A 12,070-nucleotide genomic window follows, 5' to 3' on the forward strand; every position below is an offset into this window, starting at 1 on the left:
GATTCACTCAGTGAGGTGCCAAATGCAACAGCCTGACAATCAACAACACCCATTTACTGCACAAGATGTCAAAATCATCTCAAAAGAAATACTCTTTCAAGGTTTTTTCTCTATGGTGAAATATCGCTTCAAGCATAAGTTATTTGCTGGTGGCTGGAGCGAGGCGATAGAGCGCGAGATGTTTGAGCGTGGTCACGCTGCAGCGATATTGCCCTATGACCCGGTGACTGACCAAGTGGTGATTATCGAACAAATTCGTGTTGGTGCGCTTGAACACGCGCGGCCTTGGCAGCTTGAAATAGTAGCAGGCATGATTGACAGCCAAGAAAGTGCACAAGAGGTGGTGCGTCGCGAAGCGGTTGAAGAGGCAGGTATCGATATTGGTATGATTGAAAAAGTTACCTCTTATTACCCCTCTGCAGGAGGCTGCTCTGAACGGTTGGATGTGTACGTTGGTCAGGTAGATGCAACCACAGCACATGGCGTTCATGGTTTAGACTATGAAGGTGAGGATATCCGTGTACATGTGGTATCACGACAACAAGCTTACCAATGGGTAGTGGAAGGGAAATTTGAAAACGGCGCCTCGATCATTGCACTGCAATGGTTAGAGCTAAACCATCAACGGTTGAAAACACAATGGCACAAGTAGCAGAAAAAAGAGCGTATCATGTTGATCTTTCAGACCTGATGCGAACATACGAGACCAATTACGCCAAACTGAACGCTTTGTTGCCAAGTCAACCAAGCGTGGATGATGTGCGTTGCTACCAAGCCGCGTCCATGACCTATCAAATACAAGTGGTAGAAGTCACAAAGTACACAACTTTGGTTGATATCTGTCAAAGTGATGACGTTCCAGTATTTCCATTGCCAACAATGTCTGTCAGGCTCTATCACGACGCTCGAGTGGCTGAAGTGAGTCGTTGTGAGCACCTACAACGTGTTAATGCTCGCTATGAATACCCTAACGACAAAATGCTGCAGCAAGATGAGAAAGTACAGCTGAATCGATTTTTAGGTGATTGGCTTTCGTTTTGTTTGCGACAGGGTATCAGTCGCACTCCATTGAATATTTAGGTTTATGTTTTGAAAGTAACGTCAAGTTCATCAGATAGCAGTACGATTAAGCTAGTCCAGATTACTGACACTCACTTGTTTGAGCCAGCGGACGGCACTTTGCTGAGCGTTAAAACCCTCGACAGTTTTAATGCTGTCGTCGCGGCCGTTGCTGCGCAAGAGTTTTCATTTGATGCAATTCTATCAACCGGGGATATTTCGCAAGATCACAGTGCGGGTTCGTATCAACGTTTTGTTGAGGGGATTGCCCCATTAAATAAAACTTGTTTTTGGTTGCCAGGTAACCATGACTTTAAACCGAGCATGGAATCAGTATTACCTTCTTGCCAAATTAAGCAGATCGAACATGTGCTGCTTGGTGAGCATTGGCAAATGATCATGTTGGACTCTCAGGTCGTCGGTGTTCCCCATGGCCGGTTAAGTGACCAACAGTTACAGTTGCTTGAAGACAAATTGGCCCAATACCCACAGCGCCATACTTTAGTGTTGCTGCATCATCACCCATTATTAGTTGGTAGTCGGTGGTTGGATCAGCATACGCTGAAAGACGCCGAAAATTTCTGGCAAGTAGTTGGAAAATATAACAATGTTAAAGCAGTTATGTGTGGGCATGTACATCAAGATATGAATGTTGTTCACCAAGGTGTACGTGTTATGGCGACACCGTCAACTTGTATTCAATTCAAACCCAATAGCGATGATTTTGCGCTGGATACGCTGTCTCCAGGTTGGCGTGAGCTTGAGCTTTACTGCGATGGGAGCTTGAGTACTCAAGTAAAACGTCTTGCGCCAGGGAGCTTCCAACCTGATTTTACTTCTGCAGGTTATTAATAACGGCAGATGTTAAGGATATTCAAATGAAACCATCACTACTGCTTTATATTCATGGATTTAACAGCTCTCCGCTATCGCTTAAAGCCAACCTAATGCGCGACTATTGCCATCAACATCGTCCCGAGATAAAAGTAGTGATTCCTCAGTTACCTTGTTTTCCTCAGCAAGCGGCGCAGCACTTACTGGATATTGTCAATCAACATCAGCAGGACTACCGTATCGGTTTAGTCGGTAGCTCTTTGGGTGGCTATATGTCGATGTGGCTTAATGCTCAGTTTGGTTTTAAAGCAGTGTTGGTCAATCCAGCGATCAAGCCTTATGAATTATTGGCCGACTTTCTTGGTGAGCAAGAAAACCCGTACACTCACGAACGCTATACCCTTGAAAATAAACATATCGAAGAGCTCAAAGCGCTCGATACTCCAGTAATTGAACGGCCGAACGATTTTTGGCTATTACAGCAAACAGACGATGAAGTTTTAGACTATCGTCAAGCCGTTGGTCACTTGTCAGGTTCGCAACAAACCGTCGAGCAAGGCGGTAACCACAGTTTTGTTGGCTTTGAACGTTACCCTGAGTCAATCATTGAATTCCTCGAGCTTTGATGCTCATTGAGGGAAGAGTCATAAATTTACTTGTTACTTCGATCTCTCTCTTGACATAATTGGGTCTGTTCCAGACTATGTCTCACCAGTACTTGTGTGGATTTAGTGCGATTGGTTATTCGTTAACAGCAATGCTCAAGCACAATAGTCTTGTCGTTTGGTGCAAATGCCCGATGAATCGCCCACCAAGTTTATCTTTTTTTCTCTATAACGATATTCCGTATTATGACTGAACAATATAATGCAGGAGCCATTGAGGTTCTTAATGGTTTGGAGCCAGTACGTCGCCGACCAGGGATGTATACGGATACAGCACGCCCTAACCACTTAGGTCAGGAAGTCATCGATAACAGTGTCGATGAAGCACTCGCTGGACACGCTTCAAAAGTTCAAGTGATTTTGCATGCCGACCAATCACTCGAAGTGACCGACGATGGTCGTGGCATGCCTGTTGATATTCACCCAGAAGAGAAAGTGTCTGGGGTCGAACTCATCTTATGTAAATTGCATGCAGGTGGTAAGTTCTCAAATAAAAGCTATCAATTCTCCGGTGGTTTACACGGCGTTGGTATCTCGGTGGTCAACGCGCTGTCCAAGCGAGTTGAAGTCACTGTACGCCGCGATGGTCAAGTGTATGAAATAGCCTTTGAACATGGTGATAAAGTCTCTGATTTAACGGTAACTGGCACTTGTGGCCGCCGCAATAAGGGCACCAGTGTTCATTTCTGGCCAGAGACCAAATATTTTGATTCAGGTAACTTCTCAGTAACGCGCTTAGTCAATAACTTGCGAGCCAAAGCGGTTCTTTGCCCAGGGCTCGAGATTACCTTTAGCGACCGAGTCAATGGTAAAGAGTACCAATGGCTTTACCAAGATGGCCTTAAAGATTACCTCGCTGAAGGCGTGAAAGGGTATACGGTGTTACCTGAGGAGCCTTATACCGGTGAGTTTAGCGCAGAAACAGAAGCGGCGAACTGGGCGATAATTTGGCAACCAGAAGGCGGTGATATGATCACCGAGAGCTACGTTAACTTGATCCCAACCGCGCAAGGGGGCACTCACGTTAACGGTTTACGCCAAGGCCTGCTTGATGCGATGCGTGAATTCTGTGAGTTCCGTAATCTACTTCCTCGTGGCGTGAAGCTGACCGGCGATGATGTTTTTGATCGCTGCTCGTATGTCTTGTCAGTGAAAATGCAAGATCCTCAGTTTGCAGGTCAAACCAAAGAGCGTTTGTCTTCTCGTCAAACTGCGGCGTTTGTGTCTGGTGTGGTTAAGGACTCGTTTAGCCTGTGGCTTAATGAGAAACCGCAACTGGCTGAATTGCTGGCAGAAGTGTGTATTGCTAATGCACATCGCCGTATGCGGGCGAGTAAGAAGGTGGTGCGTAAAAAAGTGGCCTCAGGCCCAGCATTGCCAGGTAAGCTCACCGACTGTTCACAACAAGATCTAAGCCGTACTGAAATCTTCTTTGTCGAAGGGGACTCAGCAGGCGGCAGTGCTAAGCAAGCACGTGATCGTGAATTTCAAGCGGTAATGCCGCTGCGCGGTAAGATTCTTAATACTTGGGAAGTGTCATCGGATCAAGTACTGGCTTCGCAAGAAGTGCATGACATATCCGTCGCGCTTGGTATTGACCCTGACAACAATGATCTTGGTGGTTTACGTTACGGTAAGATCTGTATTCTTGCCGATGCGGACTCGGATGGATTGCACATCGCCACCTTATTGTGTGCGCTGTTTACCCGTCATTTCCGCGCGTTGGTCGAAGCTGGGCACATCTATGTCGCGATGCCGCCACTGTATCGTATCGATTGTGGTAAAGAAGTATTTTATGCCCTTGATGACGACGAGAAAGAGGGCGTTTTAGAGCGTTTGTCGAAGAAGAAAGCCAAAATCAATGTGCAACGATTCAAAGGTCTGGGTGAAATGAACCCACTGCAACTGCGTGAAACTACGATGGATCCCAATACGCGTCGTCTGGTTCAGCTCACTATTGATGATAGTGATGCGACCATCGAGATGATGGATATGTTGTTGGGCAAAAAACGTGCAGATGACCGTCGGGCTTGGCTACAAAATTACGGCGATATGGCAGAGGTTTAACGAATGTCGACAGAAATTACTTATGATGGCGTTGAACAGTTGCCAATGCGCAAGTTCACTGAAGACGCTTATCTCAACTACTCAATGTACGTCATCATGGACCGAGCATTGCCATACATTGGCGATGGCCTAAAACCGGTTCAGCGACGCATAATCTACGCAATGTCGGAGCTGGGTCTTTCAGCATCGGCGAAGTATAAAAAATCGGCACGTACCGTTGGTGATGTGCTCGGTAAATATCACCCGCACGGCGACTCGGCTTGTTATGAAGCGATGGTGCTGATGGCTCAGCCGTTCTCGTACCGTTATCCTTTGGTCGATGGTCAGGGGAACTGGGGGGCACCAGATGACCCTAAATCGTTCGCAGCGATGCGTTATACCGAAGCGAAATTGTCTAAATTTGCTGAGGTTTTGCTGGGTGAACTTGGTCAAGGTACGGTTGAGTGGCAACCAAACTTTGATGGCACAATGAAAGAGCCACAAATGCTGCCAGCGCGACTGCCGCATATATTGCTTAACGGTGTGACAGGCATTGCTGTTGGTATGGCGACAGACATTCCACCCCATAATGTGCGTGAAGTCGCGGATGCCACGATTCATCTAATTGACAACCCTAACGCAGAATTGGCCGATGTGATGACTCACATTCAAGGCCCTGACTACCCGACTGAAGCTGAAATTATTTCACCTAAAGCGGAACTCGAGAAAATTTATCGTACTGGTCGTGGCAGCATCAAAATGCGTGCGGTGTGGCATAAAGAAGGCAGCGACATTGTTATCTCGGCGCTGCCACATCAAGTGTCTGGCGCTAAGCTTCTTGAGCAGATCGCCAACCAAATGCGCGCTAAAAAGCTGCCAATGGTTGATGATTTACGTGACGAGTCTGATCACGAAAACCCAACCCGCATTGTGGTTGTGCCTCGTTCAAACCGAATCGACTGTGACCAGTTGATGAACCACCTGTTCGCCTCAACGGATTTAGAGAAGAACTTCCGGGTAAACTTGAACATGATTGGCCTCGACAATCGTCCGCAAGTGAAAGGGTTAGTACAGATTCTTGCGGAGTGGATTGAGTTTCGTCGTTCGACTGTGCGTCGCCGCTTGCAATATCGTCTTGATAAAGTCATGGCTCGCTTACACATCTTGGAAGGTTTGCTGGTGGCTTACCTCAACCTTGATGAGGTGATTGAGATCATCCGTAGCGAAGATGATCCTAAAGCTGTGCTGATGGCGCGCTTTGGTATTAGTGACATTCAAGCAGACGCTGTACTAGACACCAAGCTTCGTAATCTTGCCAAGCTTGAAGAGATGAAGATTCGTGGTGAGCAAGCAGAGCTTGAAAAAGAGCGTGAGAAACTAGAGCAGTTACTGGGCTCTGAGCGCCGTCTGAATACATTGATTAAGAAAGAGATTAAAGCGGACGCTGAAAAGTATGGTGATGACCGCCGTTCACCGATCGTTGAACGTGCGGAAGCAAAAGCGCTGACCGAGCGCGACTTGGTGCCAAGTGAGCCGATCACAGTCGTATTATCAGAAAAAGGCTGGATTCGTCATGCGAAAGGCCATGATGTCGATGCTGAAGGCCTCAATTATAAATCGGGTGATAATTTCCTTGCAGCCGCGCGAGGAAAGAGCAGTCAACAAGCGGTATTCATTGGCAGTGATGGACGCAGTTATTCGTTAGAGTCCCACTCATTGCCTTCTGCACGCAGTCAGGGCGAGCCGATTACTGGACGACTGAATATTAATGCCGGTACCAATATCCGTCATGTCGTGATGGGTGAGGAAGAACAGCTATGGTTAGTTGGCTCCGATGCTGGTTACGGATTCGTGTGTAAAGGTAGCGATTTATTGTCGAAAAATCGCAGCGGTAAAGCCTTGGTGACCTTGCCACTTAACTCACAAGTATTGACGCCGAAATGTATTGGTGACCTCGATCATGATGAGATTTTAGCAATTACTAACCAAGGTCGTATGCTGCTTTTCCCGATCAAAGATTTACCACAATTAGGTAAAGGTAAAGGTAATAAGATCATCAATATTCCAGCGGCTAAAGCGAAAGAGCGAGAAGAGTATGTTTCACACCTTATCGCCTTGCCGCAAGGCAGCGCTATCACTCTGTATGCAGGAAAACGTAAGTTAGGTCTTAAAGTGGCTGATCTTGACAACTTCCGTGGCGAGCGAGGTCGACGTGGTAGTTTGTTGCCGCGTGGTCTGCAGCGAGTGACTCGGATTGAAGTTGAGTCGACGCATACCGAATCTGATAATCAAGAGTAAATAACCAAAAACCCATGGCACGGCATGGGTTTTTGTTTCATAGCGAAGTGGTTATTATAGCGAAGTGGTTATTATAGCGAAGTGGTTATTCGCGAGTGTCTTCTTGTACGGTTACGTTGAGTGTTTTCTCTTCGCCTTTGCGCAAAATGAGGACATCAACGCTGGTACCCGGTCTCAGTTCTGTCACCAGATCCATGACACTTTGGCGGCCGTTAATTTTCTGCCCATCTATCTTCAAAATAATATCTTGCGCTTCAAAGCCTGCTTCGGCGGCGGGACCATTTGGGTCAATACCGAGTACCACTATGCCGCCTAGGTGTTCGTTACCGAGCAAACGAGAAGTCACAGAGTTGATGTCTTGGCCATCAACGCCAATATAGCCACGGATAACTCGTCCATCAGCAATGATTTTTTGCATGATTTTATTGGCTAGAGAGTATGGAATCGCAAACGAGATGCCATAAGTTTCAAGCTCAGTGGCTTGTTGAAATGACGCAGTATTGATGCCGACCAATTCACCGCGGGTATTGACCAAAGCACCGCCTGAATTACCTTCATTAATCGCAGCATCGGTTTGAATAAACGCCTGGTGGCCGTCGGCGCTAATTGAAGAGCGCCCGGTAGCAGAAATAATGCCGAAGGTGGTGGTTTGACCTAAGTTGTACGGGTTACCAATCGCCAGAACCACATCGCCGACTTTGGGCTGATATTGTGGATTAAGAGGAATGACGGGTAAGTTGTCACCTTCGACGCTTAAGATGGCAATATCGGTACGACGATCTTGACCAACCAATTGAGCGGCGGCGACACGGCCATCTTGCAGCGCGACAATAATTTGATCGGCTTGAGCCACAACGTGATAGTTGGTAATGATATAACCTTTTTCACTCACGATAACGCCAGAGCCGAGCCCTTGCGTTAATAGCTTGGATCGATCATCTTCAGTGTACTTGCGGCTATAAATATTAACAACGGCAGGTGCTGCTTTGCGCACTGCGCTATTAAAGGATATTTGCGCTTGCGTACTCATGTTAGTGCTTGGTTCGATGCTAGAAGGAAGCACGGTGGAGCGAAGGGAGGGTATGGTGACTAAAAGCAGGGCTGCCGTAGCCAAACCCAAGCCCACAGAGCGCAACATGAATTGCAGCATATTTCCTCATCAATCGTAATAGTAAATACGTTGGGCAAGAATAGCACTAGATGAGAGAAGAAGAAAAGGACAGCGACAATAGAGTGGCTGTCCTTTACAAGCGATGTCGAGTTTTTACTCGTGTCAGTTTAACGAATGACTAAGTAAATACTGCGGTCGCCACGTTGAATATTCAACGCGAGTACACCAGGCTGTTTTTCAAGCGCTTGTCTGAAATCAGCAAGGTTCTTAATTCGCTGCCGATTGACACCAATAATGATGTCGTCTTTTTGCAACTGGTAAGCTTCTGCTTTTGAACCTGGCTCGATCGCGTTGACCTTGACTCCTTGAACTTTGTCACTGACGTTGGTATTGGTCAACTCAGCGCCAGATAACCCTTCATGTAGCTTGTCAGCCGTTGTTTTGACATTGGTTTGTTCACCGAGCACAACGTCAAATGACTTCTGTTTACCATCACGAACCACACCTAGCGTGATTGATTTTCCTGCGCCCAATGTGGCGACTTTTGCTCGCAGTTCGCTAAATGAGTTTATTGACTTGTCGTTAATCGACACAATCACGTCACCTGCTTCAAGCCCTGCTTTATCGGCGGCGCTGTCTGGCACCACTTGGCTAACAAAAGCACCTTTACTTGATTCATAACCCAATGCGTCAGCCAGTTCAGAAGTTATCTCGCCACCTTGAACACCGAGCATTCCGCGTTTCACTTCACCAAACTCAAGGATTTGGGCTGTGAGGTTATTCATCATATTCGATGGAATAGCAAAGCCAATGCCCACGTTGCCGCCATTCGGCCCTAAAATAGCGGTGTTAATCCCTACCAACTCGCCGTTCAGGTTAACCAGTGCACCACCAGAGTTACCGCTGTTGATTGCCGCATCGGTCTGGATAAAGTTCTCAAAGTTTTCAATGTTAAGACCACTTCGCCCTAAGGCTGAAATAATTCCTGAAGTCACTGTCTGGCCGAGGCCAAATGGGTTACCAATCGCGACAGCAAAATCACCGACACGTAATTTGTCCGAGTCGGCTATTTTTACTTCGGTGAGATTTTGGGCTTTTTCAAGTTTGAGCAGGGCGACATCAGACATCTGATCGCCACCCACCAGTTCAGCATCGTACTCACGGCCATCATGCAGTTTGACGCGAATTTTTTCTGCGCCATTAATGACGTGGTAGTTAGTCACTATATGGCCTTTTTCTGCATCAATAATAACGCCAGAGCCTAATCCCCGAAATGGACGTTCTTGCAATTGCTCCGTTGGAAAGTCGGGGCCAAAGAAGAAACGAAATTGCTCAGGAATACGCTGTTTAGAGACTTGAGTGCCTTCTACAGAAATACTGACCACGGCTGGAGTGACTCTTTCTAGCATAGGCGCCAAGCTTGGCATCTGTTCACCACTCACAGCGAGCGGCAGAGCTGCCGTTGCCTGAATGGGAGTGATGATTGAACTTAAGCTAAGTGAAAGAACTGTTAATGCGAGCAAAGGTTTTTTCATCGGATACTCCTAAATTATTAACAACCCATGAGTCTAATATTTGTACGAAATATTCGAAATCAAGGGACAGTTATCAAGAGTTATGACTAAAAAACCTTAGTAAAGTTCAGCATAAAAAGATTGTTGTTATGACACTTTAGTGGAAACCACGTCTTGAGAGTCGAGGAGCTCTTTTTTCTGATCTTTTAATAGACCAGTCGAACCTGAAGCGTAGTCCTTCGGTGCTTCATTGGGTGATTGAATAGCATCGCTATGATTGATTTCGCCGTTTTCAACGTTGTCTTGCTGCTTGATCTTCTTAATGAACGGATTATCTTGTTCAGGAATAGCGGGCAACAATTCGGCAGAGGTTTTTGCCATATGCTGATAAAGCTTGGTGTACTCTTTACCAAGTGAATCGAGCATTTCTGCAGTTTGAGCGAAGTGATCGGTTAGATCTTGCTTCTGTTGTTCTAATTCGAATTTAGCACTGTCTAAATCTTTTTGTACGCTTTTCTGTTTTTTGTAACTTGGTGTGGTGAAACGAGAAATAGCGACACCAAGTACCAGACCAACAAGCAAGCTTACTAGGGCATAGATCCAAGGCATAATTGCTCCTTATTATTGTTATTTAACATGTTTTTTACTAGTTAGTTACACATGTTCACGGGACATGTTACTATGAGAGCGTAAGCCAATAAAGCAAAATGCATGTGCTCTACCTAGCAGTTTGACAGTCTTATTCATCAGGTAACGAAGCGATGACGCCACTAGAAATCTACCAAAAAGATATAAAAGAACACGGTTTTCAAAAAGATGCGGCTCAACTTCAAGCCGTTTCTGCCCTTGATAGACTCTATCATGAGTTTATTGATTACATGGCGACACCCGTCGAAAAAAAAACACGCTGGCGTAACTGGTTCAATCGACGTGAACCGCAAACACATAATATACCTAAAGGGCTTTACTTTTGGGGCGGTGTTGGGCGCGGAAAAACCTATCTGGTTGATACTTTTTTTGAGGCATTACCGACAGAGAAAAAGATGCGAGTTCATTTTCACCGCTTTATGTACCGTGTTCACGATGAATTGAATGCATTGGGTGATGTTAACGATCCGTTGGAGCTGGTAGCTGATGCCTTTAAAGCAGAGACAGAGATCATCTGTTTTGATGAGTTTTTTGTCTCTGACATTACTGACGCTATGATCTTAGGTACCTTGTTTCAAGCGCTATTTAAACGTGGCGTTATTTTGGTGGCGACATCGAATATCCCACCTAACGATCTGTACCGCAATGGTCTACAGAGAGCGCGTTTCCTTCCGGCGATTGAGCTTATTGAGACGAACTGTGCGGTATTGAATGTTGATAGTGGCATTGATTATCGACTACGGACCCTTAAGCAAGCTGAAATTTATCACTCGCCGCTCGATGAACAGGCAGACAAAAACCTGCGTCATTATTACGAGCAGTTAGTGGGTGACAATAAACGTGTCGTCGACTCAATAGAGATAAATCATCGTCAGATTGATGTTATTCAGGCATCGGATGGTATATTGCATGCCAGTTTTGAACAACTATGCCAATCGGCACGCAGCCAAAATGACTATATTGAAATTTCACGTATTTACCATACGGTGCTGTTGGGCGATGTGAAGCAGATGGGACCTACGATAGATGATGCCGCCAGACGTTTTATTGCTTTGGTCGATGAGTTTTATGAGCGTCACGTTAAGTTAATCATCTCGGCACAAGTTGAACTTAATGCGCTATATACTGGTGGGCAGCTAGAGTTTGAATTTAAGCGCTGCCAATCTCGGTTGATTGAAATGCAAAGTCATGAATATCTCGCGAGAGAGCATTTAGCGTAAGCTAGGAGCTATCTGGCTTGCCGGGCAAAAAAAAATACCTTTTTTGCCGAAAAAAGGTGATTTTTTCAACTGACTTCTCTATAATCCTGCGACCCACCGTTACTGCAGACCTTGATTATCGAAGGTATTTCGACATAACGGGTCGAGAGTGCAACCACTCGAAGGGGTGTTGACTGGACTCTTAGTCAGTGGGAGCGAAAGCTCCTTAAGTGTAAATCTAAATATTAACGGGTTATTATTAGCATGAAAACTTTCGTTGCTAAACCAGAAACTGTAAAACGCGACTGGTATGTTGTAGACGCTGAAGGTAAAACTCTTGGTCGTCTAGCAAGTGAAATTGCATCTCGCCTACGTGGCAAACATAAAGCTGAATACACTCCTCACGTTGACACTGGTGATTACATCATCGTTCTCAATGCAGAGAAAGTTACTGTAACTGGTAACAAGGCTAAAGGTAAAATTTACTACCGTCACTCTGAATTTCCAGGCGGCCTAAAATCAATCACTTTTGAAAAGTTGATCGATCGTAAGCCTGAGATGGCGATTGAGCTAGCGGTTAAAGGTATGCTACCACGTGGTCCTCTTGGCCGTGCTATGTACCGTAAGCTGAAAGTTTACGCTGGCGCTGAGCACAACCATGTTGCTCAACAACCACAAGTACTAGACATCTAATTG

The 12,070-nt window shown here is 45.9% G+C and carries 11 protein-coding genes; 8 read left to right on the forward strand and 3 right to left on the reverse strand.

Annotated elements, in window-relative coordinates:
* The first annotated feature begins 22 nt into the window (after positions 1 to 22).
* The 6 genes from nudF to parC all read left to right on the forward strand — a co-directional run bounded on the left by nudF (position 23) and on the right by parC (position 6,902).
* The gene (nudF, locus tag CDZ87_RS02930; RefSeq protein ID WP_100752094.1) at positions 23 to 652 is read left to right on the forward strand and encodes an ADP-ribose diphosphatase; all 630 of its coding nucleotides are present in this window, start codon (positions 23 to 25) and stop codon (positions 650 to 652) included.
* The gene (locus CDZ87_RS02935) at positions 640 to 1,080 is read left to right on the forward strand and encodes a DUF1249 family protein (protein WP_100752095.1); all 441 of its coding nucleotides are present in this window, start codon (positions 640 to 642) and stop codon (positions 1,078 to 1,080) included. The genes nudF and CDZ87_RS02935 overlap by 13 nt, the downstream gene beginning before the upstream one ends.
* Before the next feature lie 9 nt (positions 1,081 to 1,089).
* Entirely contained in the window at positions 1,090 to 1,911 is an 822-nt protein-coding gene (cpdA, locus tag CDZ87_RS02940) for a 3',5'-cyclic-AMP phosphodiesterase (RefSeq protein ID WP_100752096.1), read from the forward strand.
* A 26-nt stretch (positions 1,912 to 1,937) separates the two neighbouring features.
* Positions 1,938 to 2,519, forward strand: a complete 582-nt coding sequence (gene yqiA, locus CDZ87_RS02945) for an esterase YqiA (RefSeq protein WP_100752097.1) — start codon at positions 1,938 to 1,940, stop codon at positions 2,517 to 2,519.
* 225 nt (positions 2,520 to 2,744) lie between these two features.
* On the forward strand, positions 2,745 to 4,625 hold the full coding sequence (gene parE / locus CDZ87_RS02950) for a DNA topoisomerase IV subunit B (protein WP_100752098.1): 1,881 nt from the start codon (positions 2,745 to 2,747) through the stop codon (positions 4,623 to 4,625).
* 3 nt (positions 4,626 to 4,628) lie between these two features.
* Positions 4,629 to 6,902, forward strand: a complete 2,274-nt coding sequence (gene parC / locus CDZ87_RS02955; RefSeq protein ID WP_100752099.1) for a DNA topoisomerase IV subunit A — start codon at positions 4,629 to 4,631, stop codon at positions 6,900 to 6,902.
* Positions 6,903 to 6,987: 85 nt separating this feature from the next.
* Here parC and degS read toward each other — a convergent pair whose 3' ends face one another.
* The 3 genes from degS to zapG all read right to left on the reverse strand — a co-directional run bounded on the left by degS (position 6,988) and on the right by zapG (position 10,136).
* Positions 6,988 to 8,052, reverse strand: a complete 1,065-nt coding sequence (degS, locus tag CDZ87_RS02960) for an outer membrane-stress sensor serine endopeptidase DegS (RefSeq protein ID WP_100752100.1) — start codon at positions 8,050 to 8,052, stop codon at positions 6,988 to 6,990.
* 128 nt (positions 8,053 to 8,180) lie between these two features.
* A complete protein-coding gene (locus CDZ87_RS02965) occupies positions 8,181 to 9,548 on the reverse strand; it encodes a DegQ family serine endoprotease (RefSeq protein WP_100752101.1) in 1,368 nt (455 codons plus the stop codon).
* A 126-nt stretch (positions 9,549 to 9,674) separates the two neighbouring features.
* Entirely contained in the window at positions 9,675 to 10,136 is a 462-nt protein-coding gene (zapG, locus tag CDZ87_RS02970) for a Z-ring associated protein ZapG (protein WP_100752102.1), read from the reverse strand.
* 152 nt (positions 10,137 to 10,288) lie between these two features.
* Between zapG and zapE the strand changes: the two genes are divergently transcribed.
* Both zapE and rplM read left to right on the forward strand, forming a co-directional pair.
* Positions 10,289 to 11,395: a cell division protein ZapE gene (zapE, locus tag CDZ87_RS02975; protein ID WP_100752103.1), complete on the forward strand. Its 1,107-nt coding sequence runs from the start codon at positions 10,289 to 10,291 to the stop codon at positions 11,393 to 11,395.
* A gap of 243 nt (positions 11,396 to 11,638) precedes the next feature.
* The gene (gene rplM, locus CDZ87_RS02980) at positions 11,639 to 12,067 is read left to right on the forward strand and encodes a 50S ribosomal protein L13 (protein WP_100752104.1); all 429 of its coding nucleotides are present in this window, start codon (positions 11,639 to 11,641) and stop codon (positions 12,065 to 12,067) included.
* Positions 12,068 to 12,070 lie beyond the last annotated feature (3 nt).

Origin of the sequence: Vibrio salilacus (assembly GCF_002811245.1) — a bacterium.
In the GTDB taxonomy this organism is placed as follows: domain Bacteria; phylum Pseudomonadota; class Gammaproteobacteria; order Enterobacterales; family Vibrionaceae; genus Vibrio; species Vibrio salilacus.